The sequence below is a fragment of the Aeromonas sp. S5(2024) genome (genome assembly GCF_041403025.1).
GTDB lineage: Bacteria > Pseudomonadota > Gammaproteobacteria > Enterobacterales > Aeromonadaceae > Aeromonas > Aeromonas hydrophila.
Genome location: NZ_JBGLRI010000002.1, coordinates 598803 through 619644 on the forward strand (window position 1 = coordinate 598803; position 20842 = coordinate 619644).

At 60.4% G+C, this 20842-nt stretch carries 20 protein-coding genes and 2 tRNA genes; 6 read left to right on the forward strand and 16 right to left on the reverse strand.

All coding sequences use genetic code 11. The features are described 5' to 3' along the window. Nucleotides 1-66: 66 nt before the first annotated feature. Nucleotides 67-270 carry a hypothetical protein gene (locus ACB032_RS06495; RefSeq protein ID WP_024946319.1) on the forward strand — a complete coding sequence of 68 codons (204 nt, stop codon included), beginning with the start codon at nt 67-69 and terminating at the stop codon, nt 268-270. Between the two features lie 92 nt (nt 271-362). Here the strand turns inward: ACB032_RS06495 and ACB032_RS06500 are convergent, their stop codons facing one another. The 12 genes from ACB032_RS06500 to cmoM form a co-directional block, all read right to left on the reverse strand. Further along, nucleotides 363-1193 carry a hypothetical protein gene (locus tag ACB032_RS06500; RefSeq protein WP_371137593.1) on the reverse strand — a complete coding sequence of 277 codons (831 nt, stop codon included), beginning with the start codon at nt 1191-1193 and terminating at the stop codon, nt 363-365. Beyond that, a complete protein-coding gene (locus ACB032_RS06505; RefSeq protein WP_371137594.1) occupies nt 1190-1699 on the reverse strand; it encodes an N-acetyltransferase family protein in 510 nt (169 codons plus the stop codon). The genes ACB032_RS06500 and ACB032_RS06505 overlap by 4 nt, the downstream gene beginning before the upstream one ends. A 52-nt stretch (nt 1700-1751) precedes the next feature. Further along, nucleotides 1752-2237 (reverse strand): GNAT family N-acetyltransferase, encoded by a 486-nt coding sequence (locus ACB032_RS06510; RefSeq protein WP_371137595.1) that lies wholly within the window; start codon nt 2235-2237, stop codon nt 1752-1754. 108 nt (nt 2238-2345) lie between these two features. Next, nucleotides 2346-2822 carry a GNAT family N-acetyltransferase gene (locus tag ACB032_RS06515; RefSeq protein WP_371137596.1) on the reverse strand — a complete coding sequence of 159 codons (477 nt, stop codon included), beginning with the start codon at nt 2820-2822 and terminating at the stop codon, nt 2346-2348. 84 nt (nt 2823-2906) lie between these two features. After that, nucleotides 2907-3404 (reverse strand): peptide deformylase, encoded by a 498-nt coding sequence (gene def / locus ACB032_RS06520; RefSeq protein ID WP_371137597.1) that lies wholly within the window; start codon nt 3402-3404, stop codon nt 2907-2909. Then, nucleotides 3392-3886, reverse strand: a complete 495-nt coding sequence (locus ACB032_RS06525; RefSeq protein ID WP_371137598.1) for a GNAT family N-acetyltransferase — start codon at nt 3884-3886, stop codon at nt 3392-3394. Before ACB032_RS06525 ends, def begins: the two co-directional genes overlap by 13 nt. Before the next feature lie 323 nt (nt 3887-4209). Beyond that, nucleotides 4210-4515: a putative quinol monooxygenase gene (locus ACB032_RS06530; RefSeq protein WP_371137599.1), complete on the reverse strand. Its 306-nt coding sequence runs from the start codon at nt 4513-4515 to the stop codon at nt 4210-4212. 149 nt (nt 4516-4664) lie between these two features. Beyond that, nucleotides 4665-5063, reverse strand: a complete 399-nt coding sequence (locus tag ACB032_RS06535; protein WP_017410169.1) for a septal ring lytic transglycosylase RlpA family protein — start codon at nt 5061-5063, stop codon at nt 4665-4667. 171 nt (nt 5064-5234) lie between these two features. Continuing rightward, complete coding sequence (mukB, locus tag ACB032_RS06540; protein WP_371137600.1) at nt 5235-9662, reverse strand: chromosome partition protein MukB; 4428 nt, start codon at nt 9660-9662, stop codon at nt 5235-5237. Nucleotides 9663-9689: 27 nt separating this feature from the next. Next, nucleotides 9690-10427: a chromosome partition protein MukE gene (mukE, locus tag ACB032_RS06545; RefSeq protein ID WP_011706220.1), complete on the reverse strand. Its 738-nt coding sequence runs from the start codon at nt 10425-10427 to the stop codon at nt 9690-9692. Beyond that, nucleotides 10408-11727: a chromosome partition protein MukF gene (gene mukF, locus ACB032_RS06550; protein WP_017410171.1), complete on the reverse strand. Its 1320-nt coding sequence runs from the start codon at nt 11725-11727 to the stop codon at nt 10408-10410. The genes mukE and mukF overlap by 20 nt, the downstream gene beginning before the upstream one ends. 77 nt (nt 11728-11804) lie before the next feature. Next, complete coding sequence (gene cmoM, locus ACB032_RS06555) at nt 11805-12581, reverse strand: tRNA uridine 5-oxyacetic acid(34) methyltransferase CmoM (RefSeq protein ID WP_029303111.1); 777 nt, start codon at nt 12579-12581, stop codon at nt 11805-11807. Nucleotides 12582-12880: 299 nt separating this feature from the next. Between cmoM and elyC the strand changes: the two genes are divergently transcribed. From elyC to ACB032_RS06575, 4 genes are all read left to right on the forward strand, one after another. Then, nucleotides 12881-13651: an envelope biogenesis factor ElyC gene (gene elyC, locus ACB032_RS06560; protein ID WP_371137607.1), complete on the forward strand. Its 771-nt coding sequence runs from the start codon at nt 12881-12883 to the stop codon at nt 13649-13651. Nucleotides 13652-13786: 135 nt separating this feature from the next. Continuing rightward, nucleotides 13787-14542 carry a triose-phosphate isomerase gene (gene tpiA, locus ACB032_RS06565; protein ID WP_011706224.1) on the forward strand — a complete coding sequence of 252 codons (756 nt, stop codon included), beginning with the start codon at nt 13787-13789 and terminating at the stop codon, nt 14540-14542. A gap of 147 nt (nt 14543-14689) precedes the next feature. Continuing rightward, complete coding sequence (gene pfkA, locus ACB032_RS06570) at nt 14690-15661, forward strand: 6-phosphofructokinase (protein ID WP_011706225.1); 972 nt, start codon at nt 14690-14692, stop codon at nt 15659-15661. Between the two features lie 1203 nt (nt 15662-16864). After that, nucleotides 16865-18121 carry a M20 family metallo-hydrolase gene (locus tag ACB032_RS06575; protein WP_102988848.1) on the forward strand — a complete coding sequence of 419 codons (1257 nt, stop codon included), beginning with the start codon at nt 16865-16867 and terminating at the stop codon, nt 18119-18121. 82 nt (nt 18122-18203) lie between these two features. Here ACB032_RS06575 and yjjG read toward each other — a convergent pair whose 3' ends face one another. Both yjjG and ACB032_RS06585 read right to left on the reverse strand, forming a co-directional pair. Then, on the reverse strand, nt 18204-18884 hold the full coding sequence (yjjG, locus tag ACB032_RS06580; RefSeq protein WP_190284249.1) for a pyrimidine 5'-nucleotidase: 681 nt from the start codon (nt 18882-18884) through the stop codon (nt 18204-18206). 8 nt (nt 18885-18892) lie between these two features. Continuing rightward, entirely contained in the window at nt 18893-20389 is a 1497-nt protein-coding gene (locus ACB032_RS06585; RefSeq protein WP_371137601.1) for a leucyl aminopeptidase family protein, read from the reverse strand. Between ACB032_RS06585 and ACB032_RS06590 the strand changes: the two genes are divergently transcribed. Continuing rightward, complete coding sequence (locus ACB032_RS06590) at nt 20377-20535, forward strand: hypothetical protein (protein WP_155396425.1); 159 nt, start codon at nt 20377-20379, stop codon at nt 20533-20535. The genes ACB032_RS06585 and ACB032_RS06590 overlap by 13 nt on opposite strands. Before the next feature lie 26 nt (nt 20536-20561). Here the strand turns inward: ACB032_RS06590 and ACB032_RS06595 are convergent. Then, nucleotides 20562-20638 (reverse strand) — tRNA-Met (locus ACB032_RS06595). Nucleotides 20639-20734: 96 nt separating this feature from the next. Next, nucleotides 20735-20811: transfer RNA gene (locus ACB032_RS06600), tRNA-Met, on the reverse strand. Nucleotides 20812-20842: the final 31 nt, after the last annotated feature.

Consider the following 20842-nt stretch of genomic DNA (forward strand, 5'->3'; position numbering starts at 1 on the left):
GCAGATCCGGACCACAGCAGCTACGTTTGATGCGTGTCTGTATAAGGTCTTGTTGTGGAGCACCCTATGTATTCTTACACCCTCACCTTCAAGGAGGAGGTCGACAAGCTGACCGCCCCCGAACATGAAATCAGCCTGCACACTCCCGCCCAGGCCGGTGATTTCATCATCCTCTCCGATGGCAGCCGTCATCAGGTGATGTTTGTCACCCACCGTGCCCACTACAGCAGCCTCTATCTCGACAAGGGGGTACGAGTGCCGCAGGGCTAGCGAAAGCCATCAGCCGTTGCAGATGACTGTCGCAGACAACAAAAGCGCAGCCCTTGGCCGCGCGTTGAACGTTCCGGGCAGATCATGGGATATCAGAGCACCTTGATCACCGGTTGGTGCATGATGGCAACCTCGTTCTGATAGACCACCAACTCGCCCGGCGGCATGCCCCGCTCACCCAAAACGGTCACGGCGCACTCGTAGCGGTAAGGGCCGCTGGTGAATAGATAGGTGTGGTTGCCCCCCGTCCCCTCCACCCTGACGGTGCCATTGCTGAGCACCAAGTCCGGCTTGTCGCTGAGCGCCTTGCCCTTGGCCCAGGAGGCATAGCGATAGTGGCCATCGTGCAACTCGTCGATGCGAATGGTAAATTTCTCGGTCTGCCACATCAGCTCGGGGCGCTGGTACTCCCGCAGACCGGGACAAAGATCGCTTTTCTGTTTGGCGACAAGCTCGGCCTTGCGTTTTGCAGCCTGCGCCGTCTGATGATTGATGCCAATCACCTTGCCATAAAAATCCAGCCACACCTCGCCACTGCCCAGCATGATGCCGCGCCAGCCCATGGCCTGCCAATCCTGCCCGACCTGGGAGCTGGCGATGCTGTTTAAAAGAGCCTCATCAAACACCTCGTCGAAACGGGCCACCATCTCGGACGGATTCTTGATGACCGGGATGGGATACTCCTGCTTGAAGGGGTATTTGAACTGACGGGCAAGGGCCTGTGGATCCCGCGCCTTGGCGGCATCGATCACCTTCTGTACCAGAGGGCGATACTCGGCGCCAAGCTGCGACTCCTCGGCATAAGCTGGCGCCATAGTCAGCAGCCAACTCAGCAGCGACACCAGCACAAGCAACGCCCCACTGCACGCACGCCTTGACGACCGAGCAGCGTTCAAAGAAACCTGCCACTGCATCTTGCTCATGCCACCTCCTCAATCAGCTTGGCCATCACATATTCATCGACATATGCACCATCGACCCTCATCGTATTGCGTTTGACCCCTTCCACCTCGAATCCGCAGGCGCGGTATAGCGCACAAGCCCGGGCATTGTGACACATGACGCTCAACTCCATACGGGTAAAGCCGTGCGCCCTGGCCCACGCCTCCAGCGCAGACATCATTTTTCTGCCAAAACCCTGTCCAGTTGCAGAGAGTTGAATACCGATAACGCAATACAGTACATGTTTGTTGCGATTTGCCGGTTGACCGATGCCGACAATAAAACCAGCAATCTCGTCATGCTCCGACAGTACCAGCATGACTCTGTTGTTTGCATCGACAAACGAGGCCAATATTTGAGCTTGCTCGACCTCAGTCGTGGTGCGCTCACCCGGCTCATAGAGCATAAAAGTTGTTTCATTGTCGAGTCTGTTCATCAGGGCCAGTAGGTTATCTGCATCCGATACCCGGACTTGTCTCACTTCCATGTATCTTCCCCTCCATGGGACTTTGTTTTTTCCGTTCAAATACGGCTACTGATCACGCCGGATCCGGCAACCAATATTCATAGAAATCTGTCTCGGCATGCTTGGGGTTGGGCCCCCGATATTGCCACCCGCTGCGCCGATAGAAACGCAACGCCCGCGGGTTGAGACGGCTGACCGACAACACCACTCGCCGGCAGCCAGCCTGCCACAAGGTGTGACCGATATATTGCAGCAGCAGATCGGCCATGCCTTGACCACGCGCCTGTGGCGTCAAATAGATCAGGTATATGTAGCCGGTTTCCGGTTCGGCTGAGACAGTGCAAAACTCCAGCTGCCCCACTATCTCGCCCCCTTGCCATACATGCAGATAATGCCACTCTTGGTTGGTCAGCCTCGTCGCCATCCGCTCCCGATAGCCCGCCAGAAACTCGTCAAATCCCTCGTCGCGGTGGAAGCTGCAAACATAAGCGTCCCGACGGGCTGCCACACAAAACCCATAGTCACACGCCAGGTTTATTTTTTTGAATTCAAGATTCATCGCCATCCTTGCCACTTTGCGGTGGCCAAACGACAGGTGCTCAAGCCGTGTCGATATGTCAAAACACGTTATTCAGCGCATTGGCAAACAGACCAATCACATATGGCGTCAGCAAACTGCAAACCAGCTATCAACCGACAGAAAATAGGTGGTGAACACCCGCCCTGAGAGAAACGTCTGCTCTACCCGGCTTGCCTTGCTGGCCAGCGCCGCATAAGCGGGACGACTGTCCAGCAGATGAAAACGAACCTCGGTATGCCCCATCTCCCGTGCCCAGCACATCATCTCCCTGAAGATGGCGATACCGGCCCCCCAGTGGGCCTGACCGATGACGATGGCCAACTCGACGCCATCCTCATCCGGTTGTATACCGCACCACCCAACCAGCAGCCCATGAATCAACACGGCTCGAACACGACACCCCGGCTGCTGGTTGATCCGCATTTTGTCGTCCATCCAGCGCCCAACCCCTTGCAGATCGAAACGTGGGTGATCAATCAGGTGTTTTCTGATCGTTGCGTCGTTGAGCAACGGCAGAAAATCCGGAGCCAGCACATCGTCAAAATGCTTGAATTGCACTGTCATATATCAGCCTCAGCCTTGATTACTCTCGAGAAACAGGATTCAGCGCAGGCCTTTTCGACATCACATAGACCATGACCATCCACATCATTGCCCTCGCAGTTTTTTCACCTTCTTCAACGCCATCTTGCGCTTTAACGGCGAGAGATAATCGATAAACACCTTGCCCTGCAGGTGATCGATCTCATGCTGCATCACGATGGCCAGGAAATCGCAGCTCTTTACCGTGATAGGCACACCATGGCGATCCAGTGCCGACACCACCACCGAGCCGTAACGCTCAACATCGGCATAATAATCCGGCACGGACAGACACCCCTCTTGCCCAAGCGCAAGGTCAGTACCGCTTGTCACTTGCGGATTGATCAACACCAGCGGCTGATCCCGTTTTTCCGACAGGTCGATGATGACGATGGCCTCCTGGCGCCCCACTTGCGTGGCCGCCAGACCAATACCATTGTCGGTGGCATAGAGGGTCTCCAGCATGTCATCAATCAGGCCTTGCACGGCCGCAATATCCTCAACCGGCTCGGCCTTGATGCCCAATCGGGGGTCAGGAACCGTTAAAATCTTCAGCATTGCCATGAGGGCTCTCCGTCAACCATTAGTAACGACGACTCTTCTTTCGTCACCGGCCGGGACAAGGAGACGAACGCCGGCTCTTCCGCTACCACCTGATAACCGAGGCGCCGATAAAATTCTATCGCCCTCTGATTGGCGCTAAAGCTCGACAGGGTCACCCGATGTCTCCCCTCAAATGCCGCTTCGCGATGCAGCCGGTCCATGACGGCCGAGCCAAGCTGCTTCCCCTGATACTGCGGGAAGATAATCAACAGATGAACGTGCAGCGAATCGTCGTATGGCTTGCAGCAGAGCAGGCCGACTCGCTCCCCCTCTGCCAGGATCCACGAAAACCAGTACGGCTCATATTCGTTTATCAACCGCTCACGCTGCATCTCGTCATCCCAGCCAAAGACCGCCTCGACATAGGGAAAGATCCCCTCCTTGACGGCCGCAAAGCACTGTTCAAACTCACTTGGCGCTATCCCCGCCCGTTCAATCTCCATCCTTTCTCCTCGGCTTAACCACCTTGCCGACCTGATGACCACCTCTCGTCAGAGCGCCCACCCGCCATGGCGTTCATGTCGCTTGACCCCAACTTTGATTTTCATTTGGGTATCTTACCGGACAATCTGGAGATGAAAAGACGGCAGGCATAAACAGGCGGGACAAGAGCAATAAGCCCCCGCTCAACCTCTCGGTAGAGGATACAGAGAAGCAGACCAGGGGTGCTCCATGATGGGATGGGATGGGATAGCGCCCGGGGCGACATCGAAGCATGAGTGTCGGAGCATGAACAGAAATCGGGCCAACCTTGAGCCCGATGAGTTTAAGGGGGGCTCACCTCCTTCATAAAAATCAGCCGCAGCGGCTCTGCCAGCAGCGCCTCCGCCTCGGCAGCAAAGACCTGGAAATAGTCCGTCTGGCAGTGACTGTCCAGCGCTGCCTGATTGACGAACGCCTCGCGCATGTAGAAGGTACCCGGCTCGTCCTGCAATTCAAACAGCACGTAATCCAGGTTGCCCGGCTCGCGCCGCGTCGGCGCAATGAGCTTGAGCAGCTCGCGGCGCAGCGCCTCTCTCATGCCGGCGCGGGCTTTCAGCACGGCGATGGACACCCGTTTCTGTTCATTCATTTCGGTCTGCTCCATGTTCTCGAGGGTAAGCAAAGGGGCCCAGATCCGGGCGCTGCCTTTGCGTCGAGCTGCAGTGTAAGAGGAGCGGCCAGGCGGGATATAGCCGGGCAGGATGGACACTCTGTTCAAGCCACTGAACGAGTCGGCGCCTAGAGCGCCTCTATTTTCACCTTGATAAGCCCGGCGCGAGGATTGCCGATGGCGCTGAAGGCCGCTTTGGAGAGGTCGATGATGCGCCCGCGCGGGAAATTGCCCCTGTCGTTGACCCTGACCACCACGCTCTTGCCGTTGGCGAGGTTGGTGACCCGTACCATGGCGCCGAAGGGCAACTCCATGTGGGCGGCGGTGTTGGCGTGGCGCTGATACGGCTCGCCGCTGGCGGTGCGCTTGTTGTGGTAGCGATCGGCGTAGTAGGAAGCGAGCCCCGTCTCGCTATAGCCGCGCCAGCTGCCGCCGTGGCTCTCGTCATAGCGGCTGCTGCAGGCCGCCAGCAGCACGGTGAGCGACAGCAGCAGCCCCTTTCGCAAAAATTGCCCCTTTTCAACCATGTGCCTTGTCCTTGCTCCCCTGCGGGGTTGTCGATGCCAATGAAGCGGTAGCGGGCATGAGCGAACCGGCGTGGTGCCGGCCAGCCATGGCCGCGCCGCTACTTTGCCACAGTTTCCAAACACAACGGGAGGCCAAGCCTCCCGTTTTCATACCTCGTCCGTCAGCCTCTGTCAGGCGATGAGCTTGTCGTCGGCGAAGCCAAAGCCGCGCAGCCCCACCACATGCACATGCTCGTGCTTGCCCTGCACCTTGCGGATGAGCTTGTAGGTGGTGCCCTTCTCGGGGCTGATGTTCTCGGGCGCCGCGATAAGCAGCTGCATGTCCTGCCGCTCGCACAGCTCGAACAGGGTGGCGATGGACTTGCCATCCAGACGGGCCGCTTCGTCGAGGAACAACAGACGGCAGGGGGCGATATCCTTGCCGCGCAGACGGCGGGACTCCTCCTCCCAACTGATCAACACCATCAAGAGGATGGCCTGACCGGTACCGATCGCCTCACCGGTGGAGAGCGCGCCGCTCTCGGCACGCAGCCAGCCATCGGCCCCACGCTGCACCTCGATCTCCAGCTCCAGGTAGTTGCGATAGTCGAGCAGCACGTCGCCCATCACCTGATAGCTGCGATCTCCCTGCTCCACTTGCGGGTTCAGGCGCTGGAACAGCTTGGCCATCGCCTCGGAGAAGCTGAGCTCCTTGTCGGCGAACAGATCGTTGTGCATGGCGGTCTGATCGGCCAGCGCCGTCAGCAGACGGGTGTGGGCCTCGCGGATATTGACGTTGAGGCGCACCCCGCGCACCAGACCGAAGGCGATGTTCTGCAAGCCCTGGTTGAGCACCCGGATGCGGTTCTGCTCGCGGCGGATGATGTTGGTGATCTTGGCCGCCACCTCGTGAGAGGAGAGCGACAGGTGGGTTTCCCGCTGCTTGAGCTCGTCAGCCAGGCGGGCCAGCTCGATCTCCATCTCCTCGATCGCTTCGACCGGATCATCGGAGCGGATAATGTCGTTGCGGATGCGATCCTTGAGGTAACGGTAAACCTGCACGTAGAAGGCGACCTTCTGCTCGGTGCTGCGATTACCCTCGGAGAGACGCAGCGCATCGCGCAGGGCCTCGTCATGGGCCACCGCAACCCGCAGGGCGCCAAGCGCCTTGTCCGACATGGAGCGCAGCTCGTCGCTGTCGAGGTACGCCAGTTCACGCTTGTTGAGGCGCTTCTCGACGTCGGTCTCCCGCGCCAACCGCACCACCCGCGACCAGCTCGCCTTGTGACCCACCAGGGATTTACGGGCGCTGTAGTAATCCTTGCCTTCGAGCTTGAGACGACCGCCCAAGGATTCGATCTCCCGCTTGGTGACCTGCAGCTGGGCCTCGGCGCTGGTGCGACGGGAACGGGTGCGGATCAGCAGCTCTTCAATCTCTTTCTTGTGGGCGCGCGCCTTCTCTTCCATGTCGTCGGAGAGGGTCAGCCCCATGGCCGCCAGCTCCTGCTCGAACTCGGTCAGGGTCTGGCGTTTGGCCTCGACGCTGGAGTTGAGGGCGGTACGCAGTTGCAACGCCTCGGTGTGGCGCTGGGCAATCTGCTTGTGCTGCTCGCCAGCGGTGCGGGCCGCCAGCTCGGCCGCTTTCAGCTTCTCTTTGAGCCGCTCGCTCATCTCGGAGGCCTTGCCCAGCAGGTCTTGCGCATCCTGATAGGCAAAGTGCGGCAGACGGGCCACCAGCTGATCGAGGGCGTAGCAACGGCGCTTCTGCTCGGCCAGCAAGTCGCTCACCTCATCGTAAGCCGCCTGCAGCGCGGCAAGATCCTGCGGATCCTGACGCAGCACCTGCACCATGGTTTCCAGTTTTTCCAGCGCCTTGCCGTGCTTGGCGATAAAGGCTTCGGCCTGTTTCAGGGCTTCAACGTCAGCGTGAGCCGCCTCAAGGCGGGCTGCCAGATCTGTCTCGGCAAACAGATGGGCAAAGGGCAGCATGCCCTGCACCAGCTGGATATGGCGGGTCAGCTGGGCGGCGGCCGCTTTGGCCTCGGCCAGCTGCTTGTCGCACTCACCGATGGCCCCTTGCAGCGCGCGCAGCTCGGCCTGTTTGGCCTGCACTTCGGCTTCGGGATCGGGGCGGAAGGCGATGTCCAGATGCTGACCGATAAAGTCGCGGAAGTGACCGTAGAGACGGTGGTACTTCTGCTGCTCGAAGGCGGCCTTGGCGTAACCCTCGATGAGGCCCTCGCGTTCAAGGTCAAGCTGCTCGATCCGTTTTTCCCGGGCGGCGCGACCAAACAGCGGCAGCTCGGGGTAGCGGGAGAAGCGCACCTGACGCTTGCTGGTGCGCACCAGCACGGCGTCCCCCAGCTCGTCCGCTTCCACCAGATCCTCGTCAAAAGAGTCGGGGTTGCCCTGAATCAGGTAGATATCTTCCGGGCAATCTTCCAGCTTTTTCAGCCGCTCGATGGCACCTTCCAGGTCGAGCACCACCAGAGCGCTGCGAGCCGGGCCGTAGAGCGCGGAGTAGTAAGGGGCATCGTCGATGGAGATGTCGTCATAGACATCGGAGAGCAGCACGCCCCCCACCTGCTCGGCGATGCGGGCCAGGCGCGGATCCGCCTCGCCGGCCCCCAGCTGCAGGTTGCGAATTTGCAGCTCCAGCGCCTGTTTCTGCGCCGCGATGCGGTTGCTCTCCTGCTCGAACTCGCGCTCCTTGTCGAGCACGCTCTGCATGCCGGAAGAAAGTTCTTCGGCGGTGGCGAGCGGCAGACCGCTCTGCTCGCGCAACTGCTCGAGTTTTTCAAAGGATTTGAGCCAGCGCGGAGCCAGCTTGGTGAGCTCCGCGATATCGCGGCCGAGCTGGGTGCCCTGATGCTCGAGGCTGGCGCGGCGCTGGTTCACCTCCGCCTGCAGCTCTGAGAGCTCCTCCTGGCGGGTGCGCTGGGCTTCGAGGAAGATCTCCAGCTCGTCCTGGCTCGCGATAAGCTGGCCAGAGGCTTGATGCAGCTCGTCACGCAAGCGCAGCAGCGTCTGCTGGCTTTCGCTCTCTTTCTCGAGGCGAGTCAGCGCGGTGCGCAGCCCCTGCCCCTGGGCGATGCGGGCCTTGTCTTCGATGTGACGCTTGAGCAGCGCCTGCGCGGTGGGCCAGGCGGCCTCGCGCACTGTCTCGGGGGCGATGCTCAAAAGCAGCGCCAGCGCCGCTTCATGCTCGGCCACCGCCGCCTTGGCCAGCGCCAGCTGCTGTTCGGCCCCCAGCACCCGGCTGGTGAGGCTCTGCTCGGCGCTGCGGAACTGATGCAGGGTGTCGCTCGCCTGTTCGGCGCCGAGCCCCGGCAGCTCGCACTGCTCGCGGGCAGTCTCCAGCGCCTGCACCGCCTGACGGTACTGGATGGCGCGGGTCTGCTGAATATCCAGCGCCTGCTGGTAATCGGCCAGCTGGGTCTTGAGACTGTCGACTTCTGCCTGCGCCAGTTCCTTGCGCTCTTCTACCTCCAGCAGCTGGCCGTGGATCTCCTCCACGATCGCCTGCTGCTGCTCCAGCTTGTCCATCAGCTCCGCCAGATCAGCGCGGTACATCTCGATCTTCTTCTGCAAGCTGACGGCAGCCATCACCTTGGCCAGGTGCTCGGCGGCAGACTCCAGCTCGTCGGTCAGCAGTTTCTCGCGGTTGGTGAGCTGCTCCACCTCGTCGGCCAGATAGATGGCGCGCTGCTTCTCCTCGGCCAGCAGGCGACGCTTGCCTGCCAGCTCCTGGCGCGCCTTGAGGGCCAGCTCGGAGAGACGGTTCTTCTCGGCGGCGTTGCGCACATAGTCGGCCGCCACATAGTGGGTGGTCTCGGTAATGAGGTTCTTGAACAGATCCCGCTGACCTTGCGTCTCCTTGATCGCCTCCAGGGTACGGCGGTTCTCGTAGATGGCCGCCTCCATGTCCTGGAACGCCTTGCGCACCCCGGAGTTCTCCGGCAGCAGGTATTCACGCAAGGAGCGGCTGATAGAGGAAGAGATGCCGCCGTAGAGGGAGGCTTCGATCAGGCGATAGAACTTGCCGCGATCCTTTTGATCACGCAGCTTCTTCGGGGTGATGCCGAACTCGAACATGAAGTTGTGATAGTCGGTCACCGTATTGAACTTGGCGACTTTCAGCGCCCCCAGCTCGGCGGCGGCCCCTTTCAGATCGGCGAAGGCACGTACCCGCCCTTTGCCGTCATCGAGCTTCTCCAGCAGCAGATCGGTGGGTTGCAACTGCTCCGGCACGTCCACCAGCGCGAACGGGGTGATGTTGACCTTGTTGTCACGGTTGGCCACCTGCTCCAGGTGAACGCCGACCCAGATCCGCTGCTCGCGGCTGTTCATCACTTCCAAAAGGGAGTAGCAGTGGCCGCGCTGCAGCTTGCCGTAGAGCCCCTTGTCGCGAGAAGCGCTGGAGGAACCTGCCTCCGTGGTATTACGGAAGTGAAGCAGCGACTGGTCGGGAATGAGCGCCGCAATAAAGGCCGCCATGGTGGTGGACTTGCCTGCGCCGTTGCCGCCGGACAGGGTAGTGACCAGCTGGTCGAGATCGAAGGTGCGGGCGAAGAAGCCGTTCCAGTTGACCATGGTCAGGGATTTGAATTTGCCTCTCACGACTTTGCCTCCATCTGGGCCTTGTGTTTAACGCTGCAGGTCATCTTCCACCTCCAGTTCAAGCTGCTCTTCATCGAGATCCGCCTCGATATCCTCAAACAGCGAGTCGCTGCTCGGCATCTCGTCGTCGTGGAAGATGGCCTCGCCCTCTTGGATCATCCGCAGCTGGACGGCGCGCGGATCCTCATCGGAGCGCACGTCGGCGGCAAAGCGGAACACCGATTCGTTGACCCGGAATTTGTCGCTGTTGCCAAGGGCGGTGATCATGCCAAGGCGGCGCAGGCGGCGCATGGAGGTACGGATCTTCTCGAGCAGCTTCTTTTTGTCGAGATCGGTGCCGCCGGAGCGGCTGTTGACCATCCGCAGCAGCTGCTTCTCGTCGGCCAGGCTCAGCACCTCTTCTTGCAGTTCGCCCATGGCGAACACCCCTTCCGAGGCGAGCCGATCCGGGCTCAGGTAGAGGTAACAGAGTACCTTGCCCACCAGCATGTCGAGCTCGGAGAGGACTGTGGTGCCGATGTCGGCGCTCGGGCGCGGGCGCAGATAGAAGAAACCTTCCGGCGCCTTGATCAGTTCAACCTGATAGCGGCCGTAGAAGATCTCCAGCTCCTGGTGGTACTCCACCAGCGCCGAGTGCTGTTCGAACTCGTCGGCACTGATGTGGCGGCCGGAGCGCAAGGCGGTGTCGATGCGCGGAAACAAGGGGTTGGCAATCGCCTCTGCGAGCCGCAGCGGCAAGGGAAATTCAGTATTGATCAATGACATAGGCCTGAACCTTGGATCCAGCTTGGTTAATGGGTTTCCATGCGGGCTGACGATGCAGCTGGTGCTCGCCGCTGGCATGGCCCAGGCGCACGGCCTGGTCGATCAGAAGACGCGCCACGTCGAAATGGGCATGGGCCGGGTAGTCCAGCAGGTATTCGCGCAGCACGTCGGCGAGATCCAGTTGCTGGCCCTGCTCCGGGTAGCGGGCCAGGTAGCGCTCGATGCGCTCGGCCAGCTCCTGGTTGATGTCCACCATCTCCATGTACTCCATCTCGAGCGGCACCTCGCCGGTTACCTCCTCGTCATGGATGGCGATCGTCTCGTCGCGCAGCTCCAGCAGGCGCGGCTCTTCGGCCACGCGCAGCAACCAGTTGTGTTGCTCGAAATTGCGGATGGAGTCGCGCAGCCGCTGGCTGAAGGCGCGGTTCTTGTCCATGTCGATGGCGTTGCGGATGAACTTGTGGACGTGCCTGTCATAGCGGGCCCACAGCTCGATGCACTGCTGGCCCCAGCTGGTGATGACATCCAGCCGCCCCTGCAGGGCGTGGGTCAGCTCCTCGACGTGGAACAGATCCTCGCGCCCCTGCGCCGCTTCCTGAATGTTGAGCAGCCCCGCCTGCAGGCGGTGGCCGGCGGCGTCCAGGGTATCTTGCAGTTCGCGCAGGGTCTGGCCGGTCTCGTGCAGCAGTTTTTCGCAGCTGTGAATGGCATCGACCCAGTTCTGGGTCAGCAGGGCTGCAATCTCGTTTTTGACCTGATTCTGCTGCTCGTCCATGGCGCGCTGGGTGAGATCGATGCGGCCCAGCGTCTCTTCCAGCGAGAAGGTGAGCCGTGGCAGCACCTCGGCATCCCACTGCTCGCGGGTGTTGGTCTCGAGCGCCGCCTTGCGGGCGGTGTCGAGTTCGGCCGCCAGGTGTTCGAGCAGGATGGAGAGCTTGATGGAGTCAACCTGGCGCTGATCCATGAAGAAATCGACGATGCTCATGCCAAGGCGCGACAGGCGATAGAGGCTCTCCCCCGCCACCATGTCGGTGTTGAAGCGCGACAGCAGTTGCTGACGAATGAGATCGTTGATGGCGTTGTTGGCGCGACCGGTGAGGGTCTCGTCCATCTGGCCGAAGGCGTTGCTGACGTAGCCGAAGGCATCGTGCAGCGCCGCTTCAGACAGATCCGATTCATCTTCGGACAGCGTCTTGATTGCAATCAGAAAGGCCAGCCGATCGGTAGGCAGGTTCAACGCCAACCCCTCCTGCCTGACCCATCCCACCATTTCGGGCAGGGTACGGGATGTACTCATCATGATGTTGTCATCTCGTTGTTGTATTGAGCGCAAAGCCTTGCGCGCGGCTACATCCGGTAGCATCAAAAAAGGGGGCCTCAGCCGGTAGGTTTTTGCGCCATCACGTGGATATAGCGCCCCAGGGAGATAAACGGCTCCTGCCGGCAATATTGCAGCTCCATGGCCAGCAGATCATCGAACTTTTCCCGCTGATCCTGCTTGTGGCGCATGTAGTCGTGGATCACCCGCACCCCGGTCTTGCCGATGATCTTGAGCCCGCCCCGGCCAATCCAGTCGTAGACCTGCTCCGGCAGCTGGGGATTGGTGGGGGTCAGCGCAGTCTGGCGCTTCTTGTTGAGCCCCTGGCGCACGTAGTCAAAATTGCCCACCACCAGGCTCTGGAACAGCAGACCGTGACGGTTGTAAAAAAGCAGCGACAGTATGCCCCCGGCATTGACGAAAGGGAACAGACCGAGCAAGGTCTGGCGCGGCTCGGCGAGCCACTCCAGCACCGCGTGACAGAGCACCAGATCGAAGGTGCCGGTCACGTGTGCTTTAAGATCCTGAATGGGGCAATGGATGAGACGAATTCTGTCTTCCAGCCCCTTCTCGGCGATCTGGCTGCGGGCCAGCGCCAGCATTTCCGCCGACAGATCGCACAGCTCCACCTGATGGCCCATGGCCGCCAGCTTCTGGGCAAAATAGCCAAAGCCGCCCCCCGCATCCAGGATGCGCAGCGGCCGGTTGCCAAGACGGGCCAGGCAGGCTTCGATGTCGCTCCACACCACTGTGGTGCGGATGCGCCCCTTGGTGGAGTCATAAATGTTGCGGGCGAACTTGTCGGCGCGCCCGTCAAAACTCTGATCTTGCTTCAAGACGAACTCAACTCTGTGGCCACGGGAAACGGGCCTGACGAAAAAGAGGGTATTCTGTCACATCCCGAATTTGCTGAAAACTCAAGGCGCAGCTCCCTCCCCCAGGTGATGGAAAAAACATCGTTTGGCGCCCACTTTGCCCCCGTTTCGCGCTTTTCGGGGTTGTGCAGGCAGTCACTGCACACCCTGTGCATCTTGATGGCGCCATGCTGCCTTGGGAACAGGCGCCTATACAAGGGCGCCAAAATCCTTAATAATTTTTTAATGCATTGTTATATAAGGAATAACAAGTGGACGCCCTGTTTGATCTCAAAAAGTGGCTGGGCCAGCTGCTGATGCCGCTCCCCTTCTCCCTCAGCCTGCTGCTGCTGGCGCTCTTGCTGCTCTGGTTCACCCGTTTCCAGAAGACCGGCAAGCTGCTGGCCACCCTCTCGCTGCTGCTGGTCACCCTGATGGGAATGCGACCGGTGAGCTACGAGCTGGCCCGCGGGCTGGAGCAGACCTTTCCCCCCTTCGAGACAAGCCAGCATCCGGACATCGAGGCCATAGTAGTGCTCGGTAACGGCCATGTCAGCGATCCGGCGGTGCCCGAGCGATCCTGGCAGAACAATATTGCGCTGGCCCGCACCCTCGAGGGGGTACGCCTGGCCCTGGCTTATCCGCAAGCGGAGCTGATTTTTTCAGGCTATGTATCGGGAGATCCCCTCTCCAACGCCGAGGTCAACGCCCGCATGTCGGTGAGCCTCGGCATTCCCCGCTCGCGGATGACGTTGTTTGAAAACAACAAAGACACCCACGACGAGGCGGTCAGTATCAGCCGTCATCTCAAGGGCAAACGGGTGGCGCTGGTGAGCTCGGCAACCCATCTACCGCGGGCCATGGCGCTCTATCAGGGTCAGGGACTGAACGCCGTGCCCGCACCCACCGACTACACCGCCAAGCAGAGTCAGGTGGCCCAGCCCCTCTACAGCTACCTGCCAAAAGGGCGCTATCTGATGTATTCCGAGGCTGCCATTCACGAATGGATTGGGGTATGGTGGGCCCGTTTGCGAGGGCAGGTTAACGATTGAGCAATCGAGCCTTTCATTCCTGATTTGGATCAGGAAAGCGAAAAAAAATTACGTCATTTGCCGCCGGGTCAGCTATCTTGGGCTCGGTTCAATTCATATAATGTCGCGCAATCAAATGCCTAGGAGATATACAAGATGAGACAGCACCTGGTAATGGGTAACTGGAAACTGAACGGCACCAAAGCTTCCGTCGAAGCTCTGATCAAAGGACTGACCCCGGCTGCTGCCGCTCATCCTTCTGTGCAAGTCGCCGTCTGCCCGCCGGTTATCTTTTTGGGTCTGGTTGAGCAACTGACCGCCGGCAGCAAGATTGCCTACGGTGCCCAGAACGCCGACGTTCACGAGTCCGGCGCCTTCACCGGCGAGAACGCTCCGTCCATGCTCAAAGCCTTCGGTTGCACCTACTCCCTGGTCGGCCACAGCGAGCGTCGTACCCTGCACGCAGAGACCGACGACGTGGTTGCTGCCAAGTACGAAGCCATCCAGAAAGGCGGCCTGATCCCCGTGCTGTGCATCGGTGAGACTCTGGCTCAGTTCGAAGCCGGCACCACCAACTCCGTGGTCGAAACCCAGCTCAAAGCCGTGATCGACCGTTGCGGTATCGCCTCCTTCGAGAACGCCGTCGTGGCTTACGAGCCGGTATGGGCCATCGGTACCGGCAAAACCGCCACCCCGGAGATCGCTCAGGCCGTTCACGCTCACATCCGTCAGTACCTGGCCGGCTTCGACGCTGCCGTGGCTGCCAAGGTACAGATCCTGTACGGTGGTTCCGTCACCGGTGCCACCGCTGCCGACCTGTTCGGTCAGCCGGACATCGACGGCGGCCTGGTAGGTGGTGCGTCCCTGAAAGTGGACGACTTCTCCCAGATCATCGCTGGCGCGGCCAAGTAATCGGCTGCCATGGAGGGGGCGCTTGCCCCCTCCTGCATATCGCTTTTCCTATGGCCGCCGCCGCATCCCATAGGAAAGCCGATATAGTAAAAGTGGCTTGTCTCATTCAACCATTTCGTATTCGACAACTCAGATCCAGAGGCACTCATGACCAAACAAATCAAACGTATTGGTGTTTTGACCAGTGGTGGTGACGCACCGGGTATGAACGCAGCCATCCGCGCCGTGGTGCGCGCCGGTCTGCATCATGGCCTGGAAGTCTACGGCATCTATGATGGCTACCTCGGTCTGCACCAGGACCGTATCGTCAAGCTGGAGCGTCACAGCGTCTCCGACGTGGTCAACCGTGGTGGTACTTTCCTCGGCTCCGCCCGTTTCCCCGCCTTCAAAGATCCGAAAGTGCGCGCCGAAGCGATCGAAAATCTGAAAAAGCACGGCATCGACGCCCTGGTGGTGATCGGTGGTGACGGTTCCTACATGGGTGCCAAGAAGCTGACCGAAGAGGGTTTCCCCTGCATCGGCCTGCCGGGCACCATCGACAACGATATCGCCGGTACCGACTTCACCATCGGCTTTGATACCGCGCTGAACGTGGTGGTAGACGCCATCGACCGTCTGCGCGACACCTGCAGCTCCCACCATCGCATCTCCGTGGTCGAGATCATGGGCCGTCACTGCGGTGATCTGGCCATGTCCGCCGCCGTTGCCGGCGGTGCCGAGTACGTGATCGTGCCGGAAGTGGCGTTCGACAAGGACAAGCTGCTGCAACAGATCAAGGAAGGCGAAGCCAAGGGCAAGAAGCACGCCATCATCACCATCTGTGAGCACGTCACCGACGTGAACGCCCTGGCCAAGGACATCGAAGCCCTGACCGGCCGCGAAACCCGCGCCACCATCCTGGGCCACATCCAGCGTGGCGGTACCCCCACCGCGCGTGACCGCATCATGTCCAGCCGGATGGGCGCCTACGCCGTTGAGCAGCTGCTGGCCGGCCACGGTGGCCGCTGCGTCGGCATCCAGCGCAACGAGATGGTGCACCACGACATCATCGACTGCATCGAGAACCTCAAGCGCCCGTTCGATCAGGAGCTCTACGATCTCTCCACCACCCTGTTCTAAGCTCCGCTTTCAGGTTGCTGTGACAAAAGCCCTCCACTGGAGGGCTTTTTCATTGGGCCCTGCTCGCCACGCCCGGTGCCATGACGCCATCTCGTTGCAACCCTCCCTGCGCTCCTCGCAGCTCTTCCTCTGTTTATCGCCTGCCCACCCTTTTCTTCGGGGCTCCTTGCGCCGTTAACCGGTTCAACCGACATTACTTCGGTTAAGGGCTTAAACAACGCGGTACACGGCCCTCTGCAGTCCGGCTTCTGCCAAGAACAGCACAACCTCTCTGCACACTCTTCTTGCTCTGCACCTTGGCGTTGCCGACCGCAGGCGCCCCATCGGGCCGCCAACATGCCTGGAAAAGATCCGAACAGAGACGAAAAGTGGGCCAACAGAACACCATCAGCAGAGGGGATTTTGCAAAAAGACGGGAAGAGACATGTCAGAAGGTAGCGTCAGGACAGGGAAAAACCATTCGACTGCGACAAAAACATGTTAGAGACGGAAAATGGCGCTGACAACAGCCCAAACCATAGCGGGGTCATCACTCCCCCCTAAAAAACGTCTTTTTTTGCCGACATAATTTAAAAAAAAAACAAAAAGCCTCATATAAAACCCCTCATTGATATCGCAACATAATGAACTAATACATTGTTTTAATTGAAATAACTCAATAGATCACGTCTCTGCACCGCATAACATGACCATCAAGACGATAAAATGAGCTTAAAAATGCAAAAATGAAGCTTTCGACGCGTGCTAGATAGATTCAAGCCAATAAGTGCAATCTACTATTGTTTTACCGCACAATTGTGGTATCTTGGTTCCATCAACAGTCAGCCAAGGGAGACAAAAATATGAAAGAGTTTGTGGTTACTGCAGTTTTTACTGTGTTTTTCACTCTGGTTGCCGTCTCTCTGCCGTCACTGTCACAGCTTTGAGGCGGTTAGTTGCCCACTCAATGATCCTGATGGGCAACGACAGGCATCGCCACGCTGGTTAATTCACCGCTTAATGTCATTTTTTGGTGGTTCATCGAAAACAGCGACAAATACGGCCATTAGTACGACCAAGCGAACATAATTACAGCTGCCTGCCAGAGGTAGCGCGTCAACAGGGGGAGCCAGTGGCTCCCCCTGTTGCATTTGCATCTGCGGGATTTACTCTTGTCCCCCTGCCCGTCACAATCTCCGCTGGATTCGCCATGCAGGAATTACCATGACACAAGATGCGCTAAGCCATTGGCGTCGTGATCTTCATCGTCTGCCCGAAGCGGCCTGGTGTGAATTTCGTACCAGCTCCCTCATCGCCCACCACCTCAGCGAACTCGGTTTCTCCATCATGCTGGGCGACAAGCTGCTGGCCAGCAACCTCATCATGGGCCGCAACATCGACGTGCAGGCCCAGAAGGAGCGAGCCCTGCGCCAGGGTGCCCATCCGGACTGGCTGGGCAGGATCGAAGAGATAACGGGCGTGATGGGGCTGTGGGACAGCGGCCGTCCCGGTCCGACCCTGGCCTTTCGCTTCGACATCGATGCGGTGGAGGTCGAAGAGAGCCAGGATGAGCTGCATCCCCCCAGCCAGGAGGGGTGGCACTCGCGCAACGCCGGCTGGATGCACGCCTGCGCCCATGACGGCCATACCGCCATCGGGCTGGTGCTGGCCGAGCGGATCGCCGCCCTCGCCGATCGGTTGAACGGCCGCATCAAGCTGTTCTTCCAGCCCGCCGAAGAGGGCTGTCGCGGCGGCAAGGCGCTGGCCGCCGGTGGTCAACTCGACGACGTGGATGCCCTGCTGGCGCTGCACATCGGCATTCATGCCAACAGCGGCGAGCTGGTGGTCAATCCCACCGAGTTTCTCTGCTCCACCAAGTTCGACGTGGAATTCATGGGGCGTGCCGCCCACGCGGGGCTTGAGCCCAACGCTGGCAGCAATGCGCTGGCGGCGGCCTGCATGGCCACCACCGCCATGCTCGGCATCGCCCGTCACCGCGATGGCATGACCCGCATCAACGTGGGCCAGCTCCATGGCGGCAGCGGCCGCAACGTGATCCCGGGTCACGCCCTGTTGCAGGGAGAAACCCGGGGCGCCACGCCGGCCCTCAACGACTACATGTTCAGCCAGGTGCAGCAGATGGTGGAAGGGGCAGCCATGATGCAGGGCGCCACCTATCTCATTCGCAAGCAGGGTGAAGCCATCGGCATCGACAACAGTCCGGCCCTGCTCGAAGAGATCATCCCGCTCGCCCAGGCGCTCAAGCTGGAGACCATCCATACCCGCCGTTTCGGCGCCAGCGAGGACGCGGGCTTTCTCATCGAGCGGGTGCAGCGAAGCGGTGGCGAGGCGGCCTACCTGATCCTGGGGGCCAATCTGGCGGCGCCCCATCATCACCCGGAGTTCGACTTCGACGAGGCCGTGCTGGCCCCCGGCGTGGCACTGCTGGAGTCCTGGCTGCTGACCCGCCTCGGCCGCTAGCAAACAGCCGGATACAAACAAGGCAGCCCGTGGGCTGCCTTGTTTTTTTTCACTCCTTGTGTGGCAAGGGGGTCTGTTGCACCTACTGTCCCAGCACGATGGCCGAGAGGTGGGCGAAGTGGTGGATCTCGTGGGTCGCCTCGCACGGACCATCCTGGCGAGCCGGGTTGTACCAGCAGGTTGCCAGCCCCTGCGCCGCGGCGCCGGCGATATCGGTCTTGGGGTTGTCCCCCACCATCAGCACCCGCGCCGGATCCGGGCGCTGCATCAACTCGAGGGCATGCTGGAAAATGGCCGCCGCCGGCTTGGTCACCTGTACCTCGTCCGAGATCACCAGCGGCTCGAACCACTCGTTCCAGCCCAGCTTGTCGAGGCGACCGCGCTGCGGCAGGCTGAAACCGTTGGTGATGATCCCCATCTTCACCTTGCTCTTCAACACCTGCAGGGTCTCCACCACCCCCTCCAATGGCATGCTCAGGGCGATGATCTGCTGCAGGAAGGTATCGTTCATCGCCATCGGCGCCACGTCCACCTGTTCGGCAAACAGGGAGAAGCGGGTCTGCTGCAGGTGGGTGGCATCAATCTCGCCGGAGTTGTACTGCTGCCAGAGCCGGTGGTTGAGAGCATGGTACTCCGCCATCTTGGGCGGGGTCGGCGTCACGCCGTAAATGTGCAGCGTCTGTTCCAGCGCCTGGGCGACCGGGAAATCGAGCAGTGTTTCGTCCAGATCGAACAACACCCAGTCATAACTTGGTACTTTCACGGGATCCCTTACTGTTCTGGTTGATCAAATTCATTGCGCCGCCCCAGCGGGCCGGCCAGCAGATCCAGTGTCAATCTGACCCCGAATCCGGTCACCTCGCTGCTGACCACGCCATTGCCGCCCTTGTTGCGAAAACCGCTCAAATCGAGGTGCAGCCAGGGGGTCTGGGCGGGGACGAAGCGGCTGAGGAAGCGGGCCGCATCGATGTGATCCGGCGACGAGCCCGGCGCACACTGTAACAGATCGGCCCACTCGCTATCGAGGTTGTCGTCGTAGTCCTCATCCAGCGGGAAGGGCCAGATCCGCTCGCCGCTGCGCTGGCCAAGATTGATCAGCTCCCCCAGCCACTGGGGGCGGTTGGTGAAGGCGCCGCTGTAGCGGCTGCCGAGTGCCCGCTTGCAAGCCCCGGTCAGGGTGGCGTAGTCGATCAGCAGATCCGGGTTGTCCTGCACCGCCATGCAGAGGGTATCCGCCAGCACCATGCGCCCTTCGGCATCGGTGTCCACCACCTCGATGGTGGTACCGTTGAGGGCAGTCACCACCTCCCCCGGCCGATAGGCCAGCGGGCCTATGTGGTTCTCGGCGATGGCAAGCCAGCAGTGCACCTCATAGGGCAACCTGGCCCGACTGATGGCGTGGAGCGTCCCCAGCGCCACCGCGCTGCCCCCCATGTCCAGGTGCATGCCATACATGCTGCCGGAGATCTTGAGGTTGTAGCCGCCCGAATCGTGGCAGATCCCCTTGCCCACCAGCGCCAGCCGCCGCACCGCATTGGGCGGACAGTAGCTCAGCTTGACCATGGCGGCCTGGTTGTCTTCCGAGCCGCGCGCCACCGCGATGAAGGCGCCAGCCCCCCGCTCGGCGAGTTGGGCCTGATCGTATTCATGCCACTGCCACCCCTCGCTCTGGGCGAGCTGACGCACCCACTCCCGGTAGCTGCGGGCGGTCAGATCGGAAGCCGGCGACACCGCCAGATGGCGCGCCAGACCGTTGCCTTCCGCCTCGGCATAGATCCGCGCCAGATCCAGCACGCAATTGGGGGACACCGCAATCTGCTGGTAGCGCCAGGGATCTTCGCTGCGATGCTTGTGACTGGGCAGCGGCACGTTGGCCGCCAGCAAGGTGGCCAGCACCAGTTCGGCCAACAGCGTGGTATCGGCCTCGTCAAAGCCTTCCAGGTGCAGCCCCAACCGCTCGATCTTGAGCCCGGCCAGCGGCGCAACCCAGCTGCGCACCTGCTTGTAGAGGGAGTGATCGCGCGCCGGGTGTGCCGGCAGGAAGATCAGCAGTTGCAGGGTATTGTGCAGCACCAGGCTGTAGGGTGCTTTCTGCCCCAGCGCGATCTGGGCGCCGACGGCAGTAAACTCGGGCAGGGCCAGCAGGCTTTCACGGCGCTCTTCGGCGCAGATCAGCAGATTGGCGGCCAGGCCGTTGGTGAGGACGGCAGCGAGGCCGGCGTCGTGAATGTCGATCTGCGGCGGCAGATAGGTAAATGGTTGCATCATTGGGCAAGGCCCTCATCCATGAAGAGATACCAGTGATGATACCCAACAAAGCGGGGTCACAGCCAGATTTGCACTTGAAAATCAATATCAAGCGTGAAGGCGGCACAAAGCAGAAAAACCGCGAAGGCGGCTGGATGACAAGCTGAGGATTAGCGTAATAGAGATAGGAAGTTGGTTGCGGGGGCCGGATTTGAACCGACGACCTTCGGGTTATGAGCCCGACGAGCTACCGAGCTGCTCCACCCCGCGTCCGAATTGTACTGCCACCACAAGAGACAGAGCAGTTGCCCCTTGCTGTCTTCGTTTCCACCGCAGGCGCTAGCGCTTGCCATGGATACAAATAGTTGGTTGCGGGGGCCGGATTTGAACCGACGACCTTCGGGTTATGAGCCCGACGAGCTACCGAGCTGCTCCACCCCGCGTCCGAATTGTACTGCCACCACAAGAGACAGA